General features: G+C 67.9%; 16 protein-coding genes and 3 pseudogenes. 14 read left to right on the forward strand and 5 right to left on the reverse strand.

Annotated elements, in window-relative coordinates; translation table 11 throughout:
- Positions 1–185: 185 nt before the first annotated feature.
- The 7 genes from PV796_RS02025 to PV796_RS02055 all read left to right on the forward strand — a co-directional run bounded on the left by PV796_RS02025 (position 186) and on the right by PV796_RS02055 (position 9,167).
- Complete coding sequence (locus PV796_RS02025; protein ID WP_274911032.1) at positions 186–1,193, forward strand: ABC transporter permease; 1,008 nt, start codon at positions 186–188, stop codon at positions 1,191–1,193.
- 66 nt (positions 1,194–1,259) lie between these two features.
- Positions 1,260–3,056, forward strand: coding sequence for an ABC transporter substrate-binding protein (locus PV796_RS02030; protein ID WP_274911033.1), 1,797 nt, complete (start codon positions 1,260–1,262; stop codon positions 3,054–3,056).
- Positions 3,057–3,165: 109 nt separating this feature from the next.
- Positions 3,166–4,164: an ABC transporter permease gene (locus tag PV796_RS02035; RefSeq protein ID WP_274911034.1), complete on the forward strand. Its 999-nt coding sequence runs from the start codon at positions 3,166–3,168 to the stop codon at positions 4,162–4,164.
- Positions 4,161–5,264 carry an ABC transporter ATP-binding protein gene (locus tag PV796_RS02040; RefSeq protein WP_274911035.1) on the forward strand — a complete coding sequence of 368 codons (1,104 nt, stop codon included), beginning with the start codon at positions 4,161–4,163 and terminating at the stop codon, positions 5,262–5,264. The genes PV796_RS02035 and PV796_RS02040 overlap by 4 nt, the downstream gene beginning before the upstream one ends.
- A gap of 29 nt (positions 5,265–5,293) precedes the next feature.
- The gene (locus tag PV796_RS02045) at positions 5,294–6,595 is read left to right on the forward strand and encodes an ABC transporter ATP-binding protein (RefSeq protein WP_274918820.1); all 1,302 of its coding nucleotides are present in this window, start codon (positions 5,294–5,296) and stop codon (positions 6,593–6,595) included.
- Between the two features lie 1,134 nt (positions 6,596–7,729).
- Positions 7,730–8,260 (forward strand): alanine:cation symporter family protein, encoded by a 531-nt coding sequence (locus PV796_RS02050; protein WP_274911036.1) that lies wholly within the window; start codon positions 7,730–7,732, stop codon positions 8,258–8,260.
- A gap of 133 nt (positions 8,261–8,393) precedes the next feature.
- Positions 8,394–9,167, forward strand: a complete 774-nt coding sequence (locus PV796_RS02055) for a response regulator transcription factor (RefSeq protein WP_274911037.1) — start codon at positions 8,394–8,396, stop codon at positions 9,165–9,167.
- Between the two features lie 261 nt (positions 9,168–9,428).
- Here PV796_RS02055 and PV796_RS02060 read toward each other — a convergent pair.
- Together PV796_RS02060 and PV796_RS02065 are read right to left on the reverse strand one after the other, a co-directional pair.
- Positions 9,429–9,851 (reverse strand): annotated as a pseudogene (locus PV796_RS02060) (GNAT family N-acetyltransferase); the annotation flags it as partial.
- Between the two features lie 223 nt (positions 9,852–10,074).
- Positions 10,075–10,719 carry a TetR/AcrR family transcriptional regulator gene (locus PV796_RS02065; protein WP_274911038.1) on the reverse strand — a complete coding sequence of 215 codons (645 nt, stop codon included), beginning with the start codon at positions 10,717–10,719 and terminating at the stop codon, positions 10,075–10,077.
- 191 nt (positions 10,720–10,910) lie between these two features.
- On the opposite strand from PV796_RS02065, the gene PV796_RS02070 reads away from it, so the two are divergent.
- Together PV796_RS02070 and PV796_RS42210 are read left to right on the forward strand one after the other, a co-directional pair.
- A complete protein-coding gene (locus tag PV796_RS02070) occupies positions 10,911–12,323 on the forward strand; it encodes an amidase (RefSeq protein ID WP_274911040.1) in 1,413 nt (470 codons plus the stop codon).
- Between the two features lie 990 nt (positions 12,324–13,313).
- Positions 13,314–13,934, forward strand: a pseudogene (locus PV796_RS42210) (CoA transferase); the annotation flags it as partial.
- 101 nt (positions 13,935–14,035) lie between these two features.
- On the opposite strand, the pseudogene PV796_RS42215 reads toward PV796_RS42210, so the two are convergent.
- Positions 14,036–14,830, reverse strand: a pseudogene (locus tag PV796_RS42215) (HBL/NHE enterotoxin family protein); the annotation flags it as partial.
- A gap of 251 nt (positions 14,831–15,081) precedes the next feature.
- Between PV796_RS42215 and PV796_RS02085 the strand changes: the two are divergent.
- From PV796_RS02085 to PV796_RS02105, 5 genes are all read left to right on the forward strand, one after another.
- Positions 15,082–15,294 (forward strand): hypothetical protein, encoded by a 213-nt coding sequence (locus tag PV796_RS02085; RefSeq protein WP_274911044.1) that lies wholly within the window; start codon positions 15,082–15,084, stop codon positions 15,292–15,294.
- A 360-nt stretch (positions 15,295–15,654) separates the two neighbouring features.
- Positions 15,655–16,317 (forward strand): molybdenum cofactor guanylyltransferase, encoded by a 663-nt coding sequence (gene mobA, locus PV796_RS02090; protein WP_274911045.1) that lies wholly within the window; start codon positions 15,655–15,657, stop codon positions 16,315–16,317.
- 124 nt (positions 16,318–16,441) lie between these two features.
- Positions 16,442–17,680, forward strand: a complete 1,239-nt coding sequence (locus tag PV796_RS02095) for a bifunctional folylpolyglutamate synthase/dihydrofolate synthase (RefSeq protein WP_274911046.1) — start codon at positions 16,442–16,444, stop codon at positions 17,678–17,680.
- 478 nt (positions 17,681–18,158) lie between these two features.
- Positions 18,159–18,971 carry a hypothetical protein gene (locus tag PV796_RS42220; protein ID WP_274911047.1) on the forward strand — a complete coding sequence of 271 codons (813 nt, stop codon included), beginning with the start codon at positions 18,159–18,161 and terminating at the stop codon, positions 18,969–18,971.
- Between the two features lie 96 nt (positions 18,972–19,067).
- Positions 19,068–19,388, forward strand: coding sequence for an nSTAND1 domain-containing NTPase (locus PV796_RS02105; protein ID WP_342456949.1), 321 nt, complete (start codon positions 19,068–19,070; stop codon positions 19,386–19,388).
- 39 nt (positions 19,389–19,427) lie between these two features.
- On the opposite strand, the gene PV796_RS02110 is transcribed toward PV796_RS02105, so the two are convergent.
- Both PV796_RS02110 and PV796_RS02115 read right to left on the reverse strand, forming a co-directional pair.
- Entirely contained in the window at positions 19,428–20,534 is a 1,107-nt protein-coding gene (locus PV796_RS02110) for an NAD(P)-dependent alcohol dehydrogenase (protein ID WP_274911049.1), read from the reverse strand.
- A 31-nt stretch (positions 20,535–20,565) separates the two neighbouring features.
- On the reverse strand, positions 20,566–21,240 hold the full coding sequence (locus PV796_RS02115) for a maleylpyruvate isomerase family mycothiol-dependent enzyme (RefSeq protein WP_274911050.1): 675 nt from the start codon (positions 21,238–21,240) through the stop codon (positions 20,566–20,568).
- Positions 21,241–21,246: the final 6 nt, after the last annotated feature.

The raw sequence follows: 21,246 nt of genomic DNA on the forward strand, positions 1-21,246 counted from the left end.
CTAGCCCCGTCTATCCGCTAGATCACGTTTGCGCATCCATTCGCCGCCATGTCTGGCAATAGTTCACCGAGGCGTTGAAGACTCCCGCACCAACAGGGCGTTTGCCCCTGCGTACGACGGACTGAACAGCCGCCACAGCGCCAAGCGCGGGCCGGCCACCGCCGGTTGAGAGGGGTCCCTGCCAGATGACGGCACCACTGCACGAGCCGACTGCGGAAGCGGCGCCGAACGCTGCCGACCAGGCATCGGTCGCCAGCGTCGACGCCAAGGCCGTACCGGGCCGTTCCCTAGGCCGGATTGCCTGGGAACGCCTCAAGCGCGACAAACTCGCTCTGACCGGCGGCATCGTCGTGCTCTTCCTCATCGTGGTCGCGCTTCTCGCACCGGCGATCGTGCACGCGGCCGGCCAGGATCCCAACCTGCACCACGAGGACCTGATCGACCCGCTCTTCGGCACCCCCAAGGGCGCCCTCGGCGGTATCAGTGGCGACCACTTGCTCGGCGTCGAACCGGTCAGCGGCCGCGACGTCTTCGCCCGCGTCGTCTACGGCGCCCAGATCTCCCTGCTCGTGGGCTTCCTGTCCGCCGTGGTCGCCGTCATCCTGGGGACCGTCCTCGGCATCCTCGCCGGCTTCTTCGGCGGTTGGGTGGACGCGGCCATCAGCCGGGTCATGGACGGCCTGCTCGCCTTCCCACAGCTGCTGTTCATCATCGCGCTGGTCTCCGTCATGCCGAACGAGATGCTCGGCCTGTCCGGCACGGGTGTGCGCGTCTTCGTGATGATCCTGGTCATCGGCTTCTTCGGCTGGCCCTACATCGGACGCGTGGTGCGCGGCCAGACGCTCTCGCTGCGCGAACGCGAATACGTCGAGGCGGCGCGCTCGCTGGGCGCCGGCCGCATCTACATCCTGTTCAAGGAACTGCCGCCCAACATCGTGGCGCCGATCATCGTCTACACGACGATGATGATCCCGACCAACATCCTGACCGAGGCCGCGCTCAGCTTCCTCGGCGTGGGCGTCAAGCCGCCGACCGCCTCCTGGGGCCAGATGCTCTCGACGGCCATCGACTACTACGCGGCCGACCCCATGTACATGGTGGTCCCCGGTGTGGCGATCTTCATCACCGTTCTCGCCTTCAACCTCTTCGGCGACGGTGTGCGCGACGCGCTCGACCCCAAGGGCTCTCGCTGAACTCCCCTTCCCCCAGTGGCCCGTGACCTCCGCGGGGCCTCCCCTCTATCCGAAGGATGCAAGAACGTGACTACCCAACGCACCTCAGCGCGGCGCAAGCAGACCCTGGCCGCAGCGGCCGTGGTCGGGGCGCTGCTGACCACGGCGGCGTGTGGCGGCAACGGCGGTGCCGACAGCGGCGATTCGAAGAACGGTGCGGCCGGCTACGACGCGGCCAACAACAAGGTCGCCCAGGCTTCCGAGGCCGAGAAGGGCGGCACGTTGAAGTTCGCGTCCGCCCAGGACGCCGACTCGTGGGACACCACGCGCGGCTACTACGGCATGATGTGGAACTTCTCTCGCTACTACAGCCGCCAGTTGGTCACGAACAAGGCGGAGCCCGGCGAGACCGGCGCGCAGGTGACCCCGGACCTCGCCAAGGACCTCGCCAAGGTAAGCGACGACGGCAAGACCTACACCTACACGCTGCGCTCCGACGTGACCTGGGAGGACGGCAAGCCGATCACCTCCAAGGACGTCAAGTACGGCATCGAACGCGTCTGGGCGCAGGATGTGCTGTCCGGCGGTCCGACCTATCTCAAGGAGGTCCTGGACCCGGACGGGAAGTACCAGGGCCCCTACAAGGACACGCACAAGGAACGCCTGGGGCTGGAGGCGATCGACACACCGGACGACCAGACCATCGTCTTCCACCTGCCGAAGGCCAACTCTGACTTCGAGCAGATGCTGGGCCTGGTCTCGGCATCCCCGGTCCGCCAGGACAAGGACACCAAGTCCAAGTACGGTCTGCACCCCTTCTCCTCCGGCCCGTACAAGTTCGCCTCGTACAGCCCGGGCAAGGACCTGAAGCTCGTCCGCAACACCGAGTGGAAGCAGACCTCGGACCCGATCCGCAAGGCATACCCGGACGAGATCACCATCAAGTTCTTCTCGAACGCCAACGAGATGGACCAGCGCCTGATAGCCGGTGACTACGACCTGGACCTGAGCCAGACCGGCATGTCGCCGCAAGGCCGCCAGACCGCCCTGAAGAAGCACAAGGCCAACCTGGACAACCCGGTCTCCGGCTACGTCCGTTACGCCGTCTTCCCGCAGAGCGTGAAGCCGTTCGACAACATCCACTGCCGCAACGCCGTGATCTACGGCGCCGACCACGTATCGCTCCAGACCGCGCGCGGCGGCCCGGTCGCCGGCGGTGACATCGGCACCAACATGCTGCCCCCGGCGGTGCCTGGCGCCGAGGGCCAGAAGTACGACCCGTTCGGGTTGGCCGGCGCCAACAAGGGCGGCAACGTCGAGAAGGCCAAGGAAGAACTGAAGGCTTGCGGGCAGCCGGACGGCTTCAAGACCACCATCGCCGTCCGCAACAACAAGCCGGTCGAGGTGGCCACCGCCGAGTCGCTCCAGGCATCGCTGAAGAAGATCGGCATCGACGCGCAGATCGACCAGTACGACGGCTCGCAGATCGCCGGCATCATCGGCAGTCCCGCGAACGTGAAGAAGAAGGGCTACGGCATCATCATCATGGGCTGGGGTCCGGACTTCCCCTCCGTCCAGGGCTACGGTCTGCCGCTGTGGAACAGCAACTACATCCTGCAGAGCGGTAACAACAACTACGCCCTGATCAAGGACAAGACGATCGACGGCCTCTTCGACGACTACGTCAACGAGTTGGACGACGCCAAGAAGGCCGGGATCGCCACTCAGATCAACCACAAGGTCATGGAGGGCGGCTACTACCTGCCCTTCGTCTTCGAGCGGTTCATCAACTGGCGCTCCGACCGCCTGGCGAACGTCTACACCTCGGACGGCTACAGCGGCATGTACGACTTCGTCAACCTCGGCCTGAAATCCTCGAAGTAGACCCGGCACACCCGCCCGTACGGCACGAAAGGCAGGTGAAGGCCGGCGCGGTGAGACCGCGGGCCCCGGAGACATCCGGACGTCCGCGGTCCGCTGCGGGCCGTAAGCCGTGCTCGCTTACTTCATCAGGCGGTTGTTCGCCGCCGCCGTGATGTTGGTGGTCATCATCCTGGTGGTCTTCAGCATCTTCTTCCTCGTCCCCCAGTGGGCCGGTGTCGACGTGGCCACGAGCTTCGTGGGCAAGCAGGCCGACCCCGCCGCCGTTGAGGCGGTGCGGCAGAAGCTGGGTCTGGGCGACCCGATCCACCTTCAGGTCTGGGAGTTCTTCAAGGGCATCTTCGTCGGCCGCACCTACACGGGCGGTGGCGAGGCCACCCAGTGCGCCGCGCCGTGCTTCGGCTACTCCTTCCGTAGCGAGCAGGCCGTCTGGCCCGTGTTGGCCGACCGCTTCCCGGTGACCCTGGGGCTCGCACTCGGTGCCGCGGTGCTGTGGCTGCTCTTCGGTGTCGCCGCGGGTGTGCTCTCCGCGCTCAAGCGGGGCAGCCTGTGGGACCGCGGCGCGATGCTGATCGCCCTCGGCGGCGTCTCGCTCCCCATCTACTTCACCGGCATGCTCAGCCTGGCGATCTTCGCGTTCGGGCTGGGCTGGATCAACGGTGAGTACGTACCCCTCGGCGACAGCTTCAGCGGCTGGTTCGGCGGCATGATCCTGCCGTGGATCACCCTGGCGTTCCTCTACGCGGCGATGTACGCCCGAATCACCCGCGCCACGATGTTGGACATCCTGGGCGAGGACTACATCCGCACGGCTCGTGCCAAGGGCCTGCGGGAGAAGACCGTCATCGCCAAGCACGCGATGCGCTCGACCATGACACCCCTCCTGACCATGCTCGGCATGGATCTCGGCGCCCTCATCGGCGGCGCGATCCTGACCGAGACGACGTTCAGCCTGCCCGGCCTCGGCCAGGCGGTGCTCAACGCCATCAAGACCCAGGACCTGCCGATCATCCTGGGTGTCGTACTGATCACCTCCGTCGCGGTGCTCATCGCCAACCTCGTGGTGGACGCCCTGTACGCCGCGATCGATCCCCGAGTGAGGCTCGCGTGACCGAACTCAGCAACAGCGACGCCGCCGTGGGCGAACCCGCCGACGCCGCCGCCTCGTTGGCCCCGACCTCCTTCCTGGAAGTGCGCGACCTGAAGGTGCACTTCCCCACCGACGACGGCCTGGTGAAGTCCGTCGACGGGCTCAACTTCGCGTTGGAGAAGGGCAGGACCCTCGGCATCGTGGGCGAGTCGGGGTCCGGCAAGTCAGTGACCTCGCTGGCCATCATGGGCCTGCACACCGCCGGCCAGTACGGCAAGCGCAGGGCGCGGCTCTCCGGCGAGATCTGGCTGAACGGCACCGAGTTGCTGTCCGCCGATCCGGAACGCGTGCGCAGGATGCGCGGCCGTGAGATGGCCATGATCTTCCAGGACCCGCTGTCCGCACTGCACCCGTACTACTCGATCGGTCAGCAGATCATGGAGGCATACCGGGTCCACCACCATGTCGACAAGAGGACCGTCCGGAAGTGGGCCGTCGAAATGCTCGACCGGGTGGGCATCCCCCAACCGGACAAACGCGTGGACAGCTACCCGCACGAGTTCTCCGGGGGGATGCGCCAGCGCGCGATGATCGCGATGTCGCTGGTGAACAACCCCGAACTGCTCATCGCGGACGAGCCGACCACCGCCCTGGACGTCACCGTGCAGGCGCAGATCCTCGACCTGATCCGCGACCTGCAGAAGGAGTTCGGCTCCGCGGTCATCATCATCACCCACGACCTGGGCGTCGTCGCCGAACTGGCCGACGACCTCCTGGTGATGTACGGCGGCCGCTGCGTCGAGCGCGGACCGGCCGAGAAGGTGTTCTACGAGCCCCGGCACCCCTACACCTGGGGCCTGCTCGGCTCGATGCCGCGTCTGGACCGCGACCAGCGGGACCGGCTCATCCCCGTCAAGGGCTCCCCGCCCTCCCTCATCAACGTCCCAGCCGGTTGCGCGTTCAACCCGCGCTGCCCGTACGCCGACGTTCCGAAGGGCGACATCACCCGCACGGTCCGCCCCGAACTGATCGAGGTCGGCGATCAGCACTGGGCCGCCTGCCACATGCCGCAGGGGCAGCGGGAGCGGATATGGACCGAAGAGATTGCGCCGAAGCTGTGAGTGAGAACGCCAAGGACAGGGCAGTGAACATGCCCGCACGGAGCGGCGACGCCGAGGACGGCGCCACCGGTACGGCCACCGTCACCAAGGACGTCGCCCCGGGCGAGGTACTGCTGAAGGTGACCGGTCTGCGCAAGCACTTCCCCATCAGGAAGGGCCTGCTCCAGCGGCAGATCGGGGCGGTGCGCGCGGTCGACGGTCTCGACTTCGAGGTCAGCTCCGGCGAGACCCTCGGCGTCGTGGGCGAATCCGGCTGCGGCAAGTCGACGATGGGCCGGCTGATCACCCGGCTGCTCGAACCGACCGCGGGCGCCATCGAGTTCGAGGGCGCGGACATCACGCACCTCGGGGTGAGCGGCATGCGCCCGCTGCGCCGCGATGTGCAGATGATCTTCCAGGACCCGTACTCGTCGCTGAACCCGCGCCACACCATCGGCACCATCGTCGGCGCCCCCTTCCGGCTCCAGGGCGTGCGGCCCGAGGGCGGGATCAAGAGGGAAGTGCAACGGTTGCTGTCCGTGGTCGGCCTCAACCCCGAGCACTACAACCGCTATCCGCACGAGTTCTCCGGCGGGCAGCGTCAACGCATCGGCATCGCCAGGGCGCTCGCGCTCAACCCGAAGCTGGTCGTGGCCGACGAGCCGGTCTCCGCACTCGACGTGTCGATCCAGGCGCAGGTCGTCAACCTGCTCGACGACCTCCAGCGGGAGCTGGGCCTGACCTACGTGATCATCGCGCATGACCTGTCGGTCATCCGGCACGTCTCGGACCGGATCGCGGTGATGTACCTCGGCAAGATCGTGGAGTTGGCCGACCGCGAGTCGCTCTACAACACGCCGATGCATCCGTACACCAGGGCGCTGATGTCGGCCGTCCCGATCCCGGACCCCCGCCGCAGGAACACCAAGAGCGAACGCATCCTGCTCAAGGGCGACGTGCCCTCGCCGATCACCCCGCCGAGCGGTTGCCGCTTCCACACCCGGTGTTGGAAGGCGACGGAGATCTGCCGCACGACCGGGCCGCTGCTCAGGGAGCTGAGGCCCGGTCAGCAGGTGGCCTGCCACCACCCGGAGAACTTCACCGACTTGGCCACGCAGGACACCGTGCTACTCGCGGTCGCCGAAGAGTGCGCGGAGCCGGTGGCCGACGAGGCTTCGGCGGAGTCGACGGAGCCAGAGGTGGCGGAGATCGGCAATACGCCGCATCCGTCCGGGACTTCCGAGTCGTCCAAGACCGCTGCGTCCTCTCAGCCGCCTGAGCCTGCCGGGCCTTCGGAGTTCGACCTCAACAGCTCCACCAACTCCGGCCCTCCAGCATCGACCGAGAGGTAGGCGGGACAGCTCGACGGAACGACTCGCGAACTCGGCGTGCGGCTCGCGGCAACCACTTCGCCCCACTGTCCCAACTCGCCACCGAGCTGCCCGCCGCAGTCCTCGTCCGTCCCCTTGCATCCACATCACCGTCGCCGTCAAGCGACGGCGGCGACTGGGGCGCCTACGCCTCCGAAGTTGGCCGCCCCCTCCGGCAGTCTCACCAACACAAGGACATATTTCGCATGTAGACGTAGGTGTAGATACGGAGCGGTGGCAGTCCTACAGTCCTTTGCCATACGACTCCCGTCGGGCGCCTCCGAGCAACCGCTGATCTCGTCGACCCGCACCTGTGGCATCTTGGCGGCCGCCCGGGGGCTGCTGGCCTGCCGCCGAGCGCAATCGCCGCGCCCGCGAGCTCCGGATCGACTTCCAGGACTCCTACACACGTGAGCGGCCACCATGGGGCGGCTGCCAGGGACGGAATCGGGACCCGCACGCAGGAGACCCATCCGTTGTGCGCGGAGAGGCGCTGGCGATCAGCAGTACCGCGAGACCGTCAACCACACCAACAACCCACAACAACACGCAATATATTGACGACCCATCAGTTTCGCTCCCCCCTGGAGCCTCGGGAGCAGAGGTGTATCGGCAGCATACTTTCGTCGGTCGGAGACCTCACGAAAGGCTGTCGACTTCCCTCCCTGCGCATGGTGCTGTTGCCTAACAGCTCTACGGGTGCGGCCGGGGCCTGGCGATCGTCGCCGCGCTGAGCCGAGCCGGGGCGGTGGTCCACCACCAGGACCGGCACAAGCACGGGTGGGGCGAACTGCCCGCCCCGCTGGGCAACATCAACACCCCTGCGTGCACCGACCCGTAGTGCGCAGTGACGGGGCCTCAACCTTGGGAAAGTGGTGCACAGTCGACACATATCAGGAGGGGAGTGTCGAAACGCCACCGTACTGGCAAGAGCGACTTTTACGTCCGTGTAAACAGACACCTGCTTATCTGTGCCCGAAACGGTCGTGATCGCCGAGGTAACAACCGCCGGCCGGGCCCCGCTCTTCGCCGTCAGGGATCGCCAGGCACGCGGCACACACGTTGTGCGTCAAGCCTCCGCGACCGCACCACGCTCCCACCAGGGGGCGCCGAACAGTGTTGGCGCGGCGCTGTCCCAGCGGCCTTGTACGGCCCGTTGAAGACGAGGAGACCTCCCAGGATGCCAGATCACCAGCGGCAGCCGGACGCGTACCGAAGCTCCTCGCACCGCATGGACGCCCTACGTGTTCCGAGCATTCCCGCTCCCACCATGCCTGCCCCCGCTCACTGCCGTGGTTCCCCTACCTCTTGACCATCGCGGTACTCCTGTTCGCGTTCTCCACGATCATCACCTGGGGCTACTACGGCCTCAAAGCGTGGACGTTCCTCCTCGGGCGTAGCCGCACCACCGAGACCGTCTACAAACTGCTCTTCACCGCGTTCGTCGCCCTCGGCCCCGTTCTTTCCCTCAGTTCCCTGATCAGCATGGCCGACGCGGTGCTCTTCCTCCTGGCGGTCATCAACATCACCGGCCTCTACCCGCTGGCCCCCAGCGTGAAGAAGGAACTCGACTCCTTCCTCACCCTGATACGCACCGGAATTTCGCGCCGGTCCTCCGCGTCCTCCTCCCCCACCTCCGACGTCTGACCTCGAAGGCGCCGAGAGCCCCGGCCCCCTCGCACGAAGCCGTCGCAGGCCGGAACCACCCACCAACGCCAACAGGCGATCCCACCCCCGCACACACCTCCCCGAGCGCAACGCCGCGGGCGCAAGGAACACCATGAGAATTCTGTTCGCCCACGACGACAGCGCCTCGGCTCAATCAGTCGTCAGTGAGTTGCGTCGACACGCCATGGCCGTCGACTTCGTTCACCGCAGCGACGAGGCCGAACGGCTGAGCAACTGCAACAACTACGACGTCGTCGTCCTTGACCAGAACCTGCCGACGATCGGGGGCTACGAAATGTGTCGTAGCCTCTTCGGCCACGATGATCCGCCACTGGTCATGTTGCTGACTGTGGACCAGGTGGAGGACAGGGTCCGCGGGCTGCGGGCGGGCGCCGACGACTGCCTGTCCAAGCCCTTCGCCTTCGTCGAACTCGTCACCCGCATACGGGTTCTCAGCCGACGCCGTCGAGCTGCGGCACCCCTGATCCTGCGTCACGGGGGAATCGCGTTGGACCCGGCACGCCGAGAAGTTCGCGTCCGCGGGCGTCTGGTGAGACTGACCCCCAAGGAGTTCGCCGTGCTGCAACTTCTCCTCGAAGCCCAAGGCCAACCCATCGCCCACGAGGAGTTGTTGGCCACCATCTGGGACACCCACATGGACTCGCGCACCAACACCGTACGCACCACCGTCAGCAGACTGCGCCACAAGCTCGGCCGCCCCAACGTGATCTGCGTGGACAACGGCAAGGGATACCGCCTGAACCGCGCCATGCTCCCGGATCCCGTCGAACCCACCATCCGAGACCGCCGCCGCAGCGAGCCCTGGCGATCCGGTCCCACGGAAGAAGAACCCACCCCAACCAAGCGACCACCGCTTCAGCCATGAGAACCGGCCACAAAGCGAAGTCCTTGCGCATCCCTCCTCGTCGAGCAAGAAGCGGTGCTCAGCTCACCCTCCACCAGTCGCTGCGCCGCGCCATGGTCGATGCCGTGGAGTCCGTACCAGGGATCGACCCCGATCGCGCTGGCTTCACCTTGGCTGATCGCTCCCGCTCACCCCAAGGTCCCCAACCACCGGGCGAGTTGACGTTTCCACCACGCTCTCAACTTCGTGGCCCGGCCCAGTCACAGCGGCGGCTTGACAACGTCATGAGGAGGTCAGAGCACGGAGCATGTTCGTGAAGTTCGGGGAGTCCGGGAACGGTTGCTGGTTCCCGACCTTCCGGTATCCCCACGACTCGTGCAGGGCCGCTACCTTCGGATGGTCGGAGTCGACCAGGAGCGCAGCCAGGGCTTCGGGACGCTCCGCCATCAGCGCTTCGTGCAGCCGCTGGGCCGTGCCAGTCTTCCGCCACTTCGACGGAACCGTCAGCTCAGACAGGGCGAAGGTCCGCGGATCTGCCGGCGCCGGGTCGAGAGAATCGCGCCTCCACTCGTGCCCCTCGGTGGCCGGGGCGCCGTACGCGAAGCCGACGGGTTCGCCCGCGTCATAACCGACGACACAGGCGAACCCCGGGCGGGCGGACCAGTTGTCCACAAACCAGGCGAAGCGTTCGCGGGTGTGGAACGGGTCGTCTTGCCGATCGGCGTAGCAGTCGTCGTGTACGTCGGTCTCGCGGTGCTTCCGGGGGCAGGGCCCTCACACCACCGTTGTGGAACTGACCGACCCGGCTCAGGCCGTCGCAGCCATCGCCAAGGCAGCCGCCGCCGCCCTCGCGGTCGCGCACACCTAAATCCGGCACCGCCCCCACACGCGCACCGGAGCACCCAGTCGCTCAAGGGGTCGGTGCGCGTCACTGCGAAGCGGGGGGCGCATCTCGCGGACTCGCTCGGGTGGCAGCGTCGATCTGGGCGTTGAGGAGGTCGAGCGCGGTCCGCGGGGTCAGGTGACCGATCAGAACGTGGGTGGTCAGGCCGTCGGCGAGGGCGAGTAGCGTGTGCGCGGCCTGGTGGGGGTCGTGGTCCGTCCGGAGGGCCTCGCCGGGGTGTGGTGCCGGGGCGTTCGCGGAGCTCTCGCGGAGCAGGCGCACGAGCAGGGGGTGCAACTCGGCGTAGCGGTCGCGCAGCACGGTGGCGAGTTCGGGGGTCACGGCGGCTTGCGCGACGAACGCGAGCCAGACCCGCGCCTCGCTCCGGTGCGCCTCGTCGACCAAGGCGATCTCGCTCAGTACGTGCCCCAAGGCCGGGTTGGTCGAGGGTGCTGCCGTGGCGGTGCGGGCTTGTGCCCGTTCGGTCACCCGCTCGCCGACGTGGTTGAGCGCGAAGACGAGCATCTCCTGCTTGGTGCGGAAGCAGCGTTGGACCGCTCCCATCGAGACACCGGCTCGCGTGGCGACGTCGCGCAGGGTGACGCCCTCTAGGCCGCTGCTGTCGGCGAGCGCGCATACCGCCTCCGCGATCCTCCGTCGCCGCTCCTCGTGGTCCACCTGTCTGGGCATGGGCTCGCCTCACCGCTCTCGTTGTAATGCGCTTGCATCGCTTCCCAGCATAGGATGTGATGCAAGCGCATCGGAACGAAGAGGAGCCGAGTGCCATGCCTTGCCGTGGCACGTCACGGCGCGATGAGGGAGAGGGGGCAGGGGTGTGCGCTCACCGCCCACGAGGGCAGAGCGCGTGTCCCGGCGATGCAATGAACACCGAACTGTGGAAGCACCATGCGACCGAGCTGGGCGCGGCCGTCGTCCGCGGCGAGGTCTCTGCGGCCGAGGTCGTGGAGAGTCACCTGGAGCGCATCGCGGCGGTGAACCCGGCCGCGAACGCCATCACCCAACTCATGGCGGACAGCGCCCGCGAAGCCGCGCGCGCAACGGACCGGCGCCGCGCGGCCGGGGAACAGCTCGGCCCGCTGGCCGGGGTGCCGTTCACCGTCAAGGAGAACATCCACGTGGCGGGGTGGGCGACCACGCACGGTGTGCCGAAGCTCCGCGATCACCTGGCCGAGGCCGACTCCCCACCGGTGCGCCGACTCCGTGCCGCCGGGGCGATCCCGATCGGCCACACCAACATGCCCGACCTGGCGATTTCCTCAGACCCCGCGAGCCAGCTCTACGGCAGGACGTACAACCCCTGGGACCGGTCGAAGACCCCGGGCGGGAGCAGCAGCGGGGACGGGGTGGCGGTGGCGGTCGGCATGGCGGCGCTCGGCCTCGGCAACGACTCGGGGGGCTCGGTGCGCATGCCCGCGGCCTTCAACGGAGTGGCGGGACTGGCGCCGAGCCACGGCCGCTTCGCCGCCGACCACCGCGTCAGGGGCCAGGAACCGATGCTGGCCTCCCAACTCATCCCCGTAGACGGCCCGATCGCCCGCTCGGTCGCCGACCTGCGTGCGGCCTACGAGGCACTGGCGGGCGCGGATCTGGAGGACCCGCGGGCGGTCCCGGTGCCTGCATACGGGCCCCGCCCCACCGGCCCGCTCAAGGTCGGCATCGTGGCCGACCCGGCCGGAGCCGGCGTCGACCCCGAGATCCGCGCCGCCATCAACCAGGCAGCAACCGCCCTGGAGGAGGCGGGCTATGCGACCGAGGAGGTGCAGATCCCCCGGCTCGCCGAGACCCTGGAGTGTTACGGCAAGCTCATCATGACCGAGTTCGGCGTGAAGTGGCCCCGCATCAGGCAGTTGCTCACCGAAAGGGGCGCCCAGCACATCGACTTGTTCATGGAACGCACTCCGCACACCGATCTCGACGAGTTCCTCCGGCAGACCGGTGTCCGGCTCAGCATCCAACGCGACTGGGCCAAGCTCCTGGACACTCACCCGTTGCTCCTCGGGGCCACCTGCCCCCAGCCCGTTCCCGGGGCCGACTTGCTCCCCGACGACACCGACACCGAGAGTCACGCCCAGATGATGCTGGCGGGAGCCCTGTGCACCGTGACCTCCCTTGTCGGAGTGCCTGCGGTGAGCGTGCCCACCGGGTTCGCGGGCGGCATGCCTCAGGGCGTCCAGCTCATCGGCCAGAGGTACCGCGAGGACTTGTGCCTGGAGGCCGCCGAGGTGATCGAGCGTCACTTCGGCGTACTGGCCCCCATCGACCCGCGCCCGTAACCCGAGCGCGCTTCAGTGTCCGCCCCTGGCGACGGGGCAGGGGCGGACGAGCGCCGCTACGCGGACGTCAAGGGCCGTTCGCGGTTGCCCTGGACGTCGCCTCACCCCTGAGGATCTGTCCCGCCTCTCAGCCACACCGATCCGACCCCGAGAGCGGAGCCGGACCATTGCATACCGCGCCCACCCGGGCGCAGGGCAGCAAGGCACGGTCCCCTCGGGCGGCACTCCCCCAGAACCCACAGAGCCCCAAGCCCTTGCCTTCCCGTCCGGCCCTCTTGCCGAAAAGTTAGATGCAAACTACACTAAAACTAGTTGCAAATTACACCTAGGCGCGCCGAGACGCCTCGGGCGGGTCGCCCGTCAGCCCACCGGCTCGACTTCACCGCCCGTGCCACACCAGGGAGCCGACCGATGACCACAGCGGACGCCCGCCGCCTCACCCAACGCATCGAAGCCGCCGTCGCCACCCCCGCGACCGACGACGCCTTCGACATCCACGCCGCGTTCACCGAGGTGCTGGACGGCATCGGCATGAGCCCGCAGGACACCGGCGGCACCGTCACCTTCCGGGGCGCCGACCCGGTCGTCCCGAGCACCCTGCGACTGGGCGCGGCGGCCGGCATCGCGTTGGCCGCGAAGTCCGCCGCGGTCGCCAAGCTGTGGCGACTGCGCGGCGGTGCCGACCAGGACATCGCCGTCGACCTGCGCACCACGCCCCACCGCCTGTGCCCGTTCTACGACCGCAAGTGGGAACTGCTGAACGGCTACCCGGGAAGCTCCGGCAAGGAGAACCAGGCACTCGGCTTCTCCTTCTACCCCACCGCCGACGGCCGCTGGATGATGCCGCTCAACCCCTACCCCGGCATCAAGGACGCCGCCATGAAGCTGCTCGGCACCCCGAACGACCCCGAGGCGGTGGCCGCAGCGATCGCCCAGTGGAAGGGCGCAGACCTCGAACAGGCCGCCGCCGAGGCCGGCACGGTGCTCCCGATGCTGCGCTCCCCACTGGAGATCCTCGACGAGCCGCAGTACCGCGACCACCTCGCCCAACTGCCGCTGATCGAGGTCGAGAAGATCGGCGACAGCCCCGCCGAGCCGCTCCCCACCGGTGGCGGCCAACCGCTGTCCGGCATCCGGGCGCTGGGCATGGGCCACGTCATCGCCGGCGCCGGCGCGGGCCGCGCGCTCGCCCTGCACGGGGCGGACGTGCTCAACATCTGGCGCCCGGGCGAGATCGAGCGGGACACCCCCTACCTCAGCGCCAACGTCGGCGTCCGCTCCGCCACCGTCGACCCGCGATCCACCGACGGCGCGGCCCGGATCCGTCAACTCCTCACCACAGCCGACGTGTTCTACGCCAACCGCCGCCCCGGCTACCTCGACAGCATCGGCCTGAGCCCCGAACAGGCCGCCGGGATCCGCCCCGGCGTCATCCACGCCACCGCTACCCTCAACGGCCCCACCGGCCCCTGGGCGGACCGGGTCGGCTTCGACCAGACCGCCGGCAGCCTCGTCGGCATGATGCACCTCGAAGGCGACGGCGAACGCCCCGGCCTGCCGCCGATCCTGGTCGCGATGAGGATGCCACCGACAACGCCGGCGATGACACCAGCAGCGATCATGACCGCGCCACCGGCGATCATCGCGTTGTCTTTGGAGATGGCTGAGTGCAGGGCGTCGATCTCGCTGGAGATGGTGTTGAGGAGTCCGGTGTCGCCGTTGAGGAGTGCGACGACCTTGGTGTTGTCCCCGTCGAAGGCCCGGAAGTCCGCCTCGATGTCCGCCTGGAACGTCCCCAGCCGTTTGACGAGTTTCTCCACGGCCGCCAGGTAGGACTCGGCGTCCTGCTCGATGGTCTTCAGTTGATCTTGAGCTTCGGTCAGAGCCCTGCGCTTCTGCTGGTCGTCGCCGCTCTCCTTGGCCTTCTGCAACGAGGCCGGCAGCTCGTTCAGGGCCGCGCTGATGAGGTCGCCGTGGCCGTAGATGTTCTCGTTGGTCCCGATCATGCCCTGGAGCAGGTTCGGGTCGGTGTTCCAGTCGGTGGCGTGGCCCCGGGCCTTGCCGAGGTGGGTGTTGATCTGGTCGAGCGCCGCCAGGCCGTCGTCGACGACGTGCTTCTGATCGGTCGGTAGCTCGTCCTTGAACTTGTCGTTTTCCTTGAGCGTCTTGGTGTCCATGTTGCTCTGCTTGGTCACCATCTGCGTGAACGTCTGCACCGCCAGCCCCGGACCGTGCGAAGCCTTCAGGGCATCAGCGAATGCGACTGCCATCGTCTCTCTCCGTTCGCCGGCGGCTATCTGCCGACCGAACGGAGCAAGCCTCACAGCAGGTAACGAATGCTCGACAGGACACTTTGGGCCCCCGCAGCGGCGAGGGCTTCCGGCCAACAGGATTCGGCGCAAACCCACGACGGGCCGCCCGGCGGGCCCGCCTGCCGGGCCGGAACCACCATCACGAGAGCGCATTTTCTGGTGCAATCGCCTAACCTCTCGTGGCCAGGCGGGCATCCTTGCCGCGAATGCCGAGGGTCGTGCTGGAGGCAACCCTCAAGGCAGAACGCGCTGCGACCGTAACTCGCGTTCCCGGCCGCACCCCCGTACCACGTGTTCCACGGTGCCCACTTGGCGGGGAAGCAGTCCTCGCTCTCCCCGTCAGAGAACGTGTACTTGCGTGGTGGGTCTGACTGGGGGTTCTGTGAGCGAGGTTCAGCGGACCGCATCGTGCCTGAAGGCCGGTTGTCCGGTTCGAGGGAGCGCCAGTGAAACAGCTCCGGGACACGTCCGAAGCCTGGCAGCAGCTGGTGCGGGAGACGGCCGGGCAACTGCGTGCACAGCTCGCGCTCCTCACCGAGCAGCTCGGCACTGCCGAACACGCCCTGGAATGTACGGACTTCACCCGCGCAACGACGCTCGAACTGACCGCCGAGGTCGACACCAAGCCGCCTGAGGCCACTGCCGCCTGGCTACGGTGAGGTCCTGGCAGCCTTCGAGCAGGCCGAGCACCGGCTCCGCGCGAAGCAAGTCTGGGAGATTCCGGGCATCGGCACCGAGCCGCGGCACACCGAGACCGTTGCGCGCCAAGCGGACGTGTCGCCATCATGCGGACCCGTGTGGCCCCTGTCGCAGGACCGTTTGGCTCCAACCGCGGCGCGGGGTACGGGCACTTCGGCACGGTGGAGCCGGGTGCATCTGCGCCCCGTTGCCGTCGAGCTTGGCCGGGAACAGGTGGATTCTCCACCTCATGGGCCCGATCCTGCCCTCAGCAGAATCTTCGAACTCCCAACGGCAACCTGGCTTATACGTTTCCGGAGGCAAGGCTGAACGGGGCAGGCATGCATGGTGACGGCCGGTCGACAAGGGATTCCCTCGACAGCAACGAAGAGGGAACCGGAGGCGACACAGGCAAGTACTACGACGCTGTGGTGCTGGCGGGAGGGCGCGCCCGACGTTTGGGCGGAGCGGACAAGCCGACGGTGTCCGTTGGCGGCATGCCGCTGCTCGATCGGGCGATCGAGGCATGCGTCGGGGCGGGGAGGACCATCGTGGTGGGCCCGCACCGGGCCACCGCCCACCAGGTGCATCACGTGCGCGAGGGCCCCTCGCACGCCGGGCCGCTCGCGGCGCTGGCGGCGGGAATGCGCTGGGTGCGCGCGCCGTACGTGGTGGTCCTGGCGGCGGATCTTCCCTTCGCGCGGAAGGAGACGGTCACGGAGTTGCTGCGCCAGGCGGCCGGTTCCGCGATCGAGGGCGCGGTCATGTTGGAGACACAGGGCCGCGACAATCCACTGTTCGCCGCATATCGGACCGCAGCCGTGCGACGGGGCCTTGCGCGAACCCTCGCTCAGCACGGACTGTTGGCGGGACTGCCTATTCGAGTACTGACCCGTTCTCTCGCCCTGCGGCAGGTGCCTGATGTCGGCGGAGTGTCGTTCGACTGCGACACCTGGGAAGCGGTGGCTCTCGCCCGGGCCTACCTGAAGTCGAAAGCCGGTTGACCAGTTTCGAGCACGAATTTCCCCCCACCAATTCGGTTGCGAGGCACAGTTGGCGACAAGGGAAGATCTGGCGTGTCAAGAGATCATCGGCCGCTACCAGTTCAACGGAGCGGGTGTCAGCGCGATGCCTCAACTCCTCAATGCCCTCGGCGACCCGGGACGCAACCTACGGGGCATGACCGTCGTCGGCACCAACGGAAAGGGGTCGACCTGCGCGTTCGCCGTCTCCGCGTTGGCCGCGGCGGGCATGCGCGTCGGAAGCATGCCCAGCCCGCACCTGCAGCACGTCACCGAACGCATCCGCATCAACGGGGAGCCCGTCTCCTCGCTCGCGTGTCACCACGCCTTCGCAAAGGTTGACGACGCGCTCAGGAGGACGGGCCTTGTGGTCAATGCAGGAGGGGTGCATGCGGCCGCAGCGGCGGTTCACTTTGCCCTCTCGGGAACAGACTTGGCGGTCATGGAGGCGAGCATCGGCGGCCAGCGCACCGCGGTCAACTACTTCGACCCCGGTGTGAAGGTCATTACCGGAGTGAGCCTGGACCACCAGCATCTGCTGGGAAGCACCCTGGGCGAGATCGCGCGGAACAAGGCGGGCATCGTGCGAGACGGCGATCACGTCGTGCTCGGTGAGTTGCCGGCGGAGGCGGCCAAGGCCGTGGACGACGTCCTCCAGCCGCACACGGAGTTGACCGTCTGGCGCCTCCACCGGGAAATCCACTGTCGGCCACGCACGGCCCGCGACGGACATACCGTGCTGGAAGTAGCCACCCCACATGCCGTCCACCGCGAATTGCCCTGCCCACTCCGCGGAGAACACCAACATCGCAATCTGGCTCTTGCCGTAGCCGGCATCGACGCGCTGGCCGAACGAGGACTGATCGGCGACCTCTCGGATGAGGCCCTGCGCAGCGGCCTGGCCGCGACCCGCTGGCCCGGCCGCCTCGAACTCCTGGCACCGGCCCGCCTCGGCTCCTGGACCGGCAGCCTCCTGCTCGACATCGCCGACAACCACCAGGGCGCGGTCGCCGCAGCCCCGGAAATCCTCAAGCAGTCCCGCGCCGCCGAACACACCGCCATCGTCTTCGGCACCCTCGGGTACAAGGATGTGGCAACCATGCTTGAGCCGCTGCCAGTTGACTGGCCGGTGGTGTTGACCCGGGTCGGTCACCCCAAAGAAGCGGCCCCGGACACGATGCGCACCGCTCTGGCGTCACGCCCAGAGTTGTACGTACGGGAAGAGACCGCTGACGCCGTCCGTCACGCCACGGAACTCGTCGGGGACGGCGGCCTCGTCACCGTTCTGGGATGCCCCCTTCTGGTTGGCCGTGTCCGTGAGCTCTTCCAACTCCCGCCCGGCTGACCACGTACCGAGACCAGTGGCCCCCTGCCAACGGCGCATTCCAGGGGGCCACTGCACGAACAGCCAACGCAACAAGGCTGATCGACCCGACAAACTGCCGGACCAACCGGCCTCAACGGGTCGGATGACTCCACCGCCGAACAGGGCCAAACGGCGCGTGTGCCCTCGCCGTCCTTCGAGAGGGAGCACTTGAGGAGACGTACGTTGCCGCCCAACGCGCCTTGTTCACCGTTCGCACACCCCAGGCGTCGCTACCAAGTCACTCGGGACGCAGGCATGCCCCCGCGATCCGACTCACCGCTGAGCTGGTCAAACACGACCACACGAACAGCCCGACCCCGTCCGTCGCGGTTGATCTACACCTCCGCCACCGACTCGAACGCCCACGACGGCAATGGCAAAACCCTCCGCCCGTATCCCTATTACTCCACGTCAGCACGAGACGGACTCGATCCCACTGCCCGGGCGCCACCCGCCGATGCCCACCACCCCGCCCCACAACACCCCACACGCCTCCCGCCCGCACACCAACCACCCGCTGCCGACCACCATCTGGCTCCCCTCCCCCGACGAACCGCACGCTGCTCCCGCCCCCGGCACCGTCCTCCCCGACTGGGCCATCGAGCGCATCCGGACCGTCTTCACCACCCGAGCCGGCCAACTGCCCGCTCCCCTGCTCAAGTTCACCGTGCAGGACACCGAACCAGGCATGGACGCCCGCACCCCCGTCATCACCTACGCCGACCGCGCCAACCTCGCCCACGTCCCCACCGCTCACCTCCTGGAGGCGTTCACCGAGATCCTCGCCCAGTGCCGCACCATGCTCCGCCCCGGCGGCACCGCCGTCATCACCACCCGCCCCTGGCGCGAACGCGGCGAACTCATCGACCTGCCCTCCGCCGTCCTCGCCGCCGGCAAATCCGCCGGCCTCATCCCCACCGAACGCTGCGTCGCCCTCCTCGCCGGCATCCGCAACAACCGCCTCATCACCCGCCCCTCGTTCTTCCAGATGAAGAACGTCAACCACGCCCGACGGCAAGGCATCCCCCCTCTCCGTCGTCCAACACGAAGACGTCGTCATCTTCACCAGGCCCGCAACCAGGACGGGCAGGCCGTGCCCGAAGAGCACCAACGCGACGTGCCCGGCAGCCCTCAGTTGCCGAACCCGCCCCCTCAGAACTGGCCGTCGCGACCGCTGATCGCACCGACACAACTGTCGAACGTCGGGCCCCGCATCAAGCCCTCCACCGCGAACCGATCGTGTCCCTACCCACCCCATCCCACCCAGTGAAAAGGCAGAGGGTGCGCTGGCCCGCACCACCGAGGGGTTCTACGGCCGGCTGGCGGCCGAGCAAGCTGAGGCCGGTCCGGCGGGCCTTCCTTCCGCCTGTGCACCCCCGGCGAGAGCGCACAGGACACCAGTCACCCCGTCACACACGCCGAGTTGGAGAGTGCGGGAACTGGTGGAGAGACCGGTTCTGACGTGGGCGTGCTCGGTGAGCAGTTGGCACGCGCCCGTCTGGGCACCCTCGACGGCGACACGGTCGCCCTCGCCCACGAAGCGCTGGTCTCCGCCTGGTCCCGACTGCGCGCCTGGATCGACGAGGCCCGTGACCGACTGCGCCTGCACCGCCGGCTGGCACAAGACGCCTGTACCTGGGACGCCCTCGGACGCGATGACGGAGCCCTGTACCGGGGCGCCAGGTGAAAGCGGAACGTCACCTACGAGTGATAGCGCTGCCCTCGTCTAGGGCATGACCAGGACCGGCTTGATCACGGATCCGTCCCGTGCCTGCGCGGCGGCATCGTTGATCTCCTCGAACGGGAACCGCTGGATCAGCCGGTCGAAGGGCAGGCGGCCCTCCCGGTGCAGTTCGATCAGTTGGGGCAGGAACAGCTGCGGATTGCTGTCGCCCTGGTTGGTACCCAGCAGCCGGATACCGCGTACGAGCAAGTCCGGTACGTCGACGGATATGGTCGAGCCCAACGGCGGCGCACCGACCACGACGCAGGTGCTGGCCGAGGCCAGGGAGGCAATCGAATCTTCCAGCGCGGTCACTCGGCCGCTCGTCTCGATGACGTAGTCGGCTCCGACGCCTCCGGTCAGCTCTCGCACTGCCTTGGACACATCGACCTCGGTGGCGTTGACGATGTCCGCGGCCCCGAGTTCCCGGGCCAGCTCAAGCCGCGCTGGGTTGACGTCCACGGCCACGACACGCGACACGGCGGTCAGTTGAGCTCCCATGACCGCGGCCAGTCCCACGCCACCGGCACCCATCACCACCAAAGTACTGCCCGCGGCCGGTTGAGCCACGTTGAGGACGGCTCCCACGCCGGTCTGCACGCTGCACCCGAGTGGTGCGAGAACGTCCAGATCGATGTCGTCAGGCGCCTTGATTGCCGACCTGGCCTGCACGAGCGCGTGGTGGGCAAACGAGGACTGCCCGAAGAAGTGGCCGTGCATCGCCCCCGCCCCATGTGTGATCGGGGCGGAACCGTCCAGGCGCGACCCACCGAGCAGGTTCAGTTCCGTCCAGTGGTCGCAATACACGGGCCGTCCCGCCCCACAACCGGCGCACGCTCCGCACGAGTTGAAGCTGATCAACACGCAATCACCGGGCGTGAAGTTCCCGACCTGTGAACCGACGGCCTCGACCACGCCCACACCCTCGTGGCCCAGGACGGCGGGAAGGGGAAACGGAGTGGAACCCCGTTGCACGCTCAGGTCCGTGTGGCACAGCCCGACAGCGACGATCCGCACGATCATCTCGTCCAGTTGAGGATCATCAAGCGTGACCTCGACGAGCTCGAAGGGTGCGCCCTGAGCTTCCACGACAGCCGCTGTGGTCTTCATCGTCGTCCTTCTGGTGGGATGCCGAGCATGGTCACAGCCACGGCGGAAGTTCTGGGAGCGGGTCTCCCGCAGTCGTTACGAGTTGCGGGTGTGTGCCCCTGCCGGTGAGCCAGCGGGCGAGGTCGGCGGCCGTACCCTCCGCGACGACGTCGCCGTCCGCGAAGGTGTTCACCGCGCGGTCGGTGGCCCTCGCGCTCACCTCCACCAGTTGCGCCGTGCGCCGCCTCGTCACGGCATCGGTGATCAGCGCGTCGGTGAAGTCGGCGGGGAAGCCTGCGAAGTCGGCGCCGGACCGCAGGTCAGTCGCATGGACCCACAGCTCGCGGCTGCGCAGCCAGGGGATGACTGTCGCCGGAACGGTGCGCCCCTGCGCGGTGACGACCTCGGCCCGCCAGCCCGCGCAGGTGAGCCGTTCGAGCGCGATGGACAACCGCACCTGTTCCTCCTCGACGAAGGCGCGCAGCCGCGCCGCCGACCAGAGAGTCCCCGCCTCGATCTCCTCGTCCCGCGCTGACGGGCTCGGGTACATGGGCGTCAGTTCCCCGGTCGCCGCCCAGTGCGTCAGGCGGGCAAGCGCTCGCGCGTTGTGGCCGACATGGGACAGCACATGCTTGCGGGTCCAGCCGGGCAGGGCGCTCGGCTCCTCCAGTTCCTCGTCGCCCAAGTTCCGCAGCGCGCACAGGAAGTACTCGTGTCCCTCGGTCATCCAGGG

Origin of the sequence: Streptomyces sp. WZ-12 (assembly GCF_028898845.1) — a bacterium.
GTDB lineage: Bacteria > Actinomycetota > Actinomycetes > Streptomycetales > Streptomycetaceae > Streptomyces.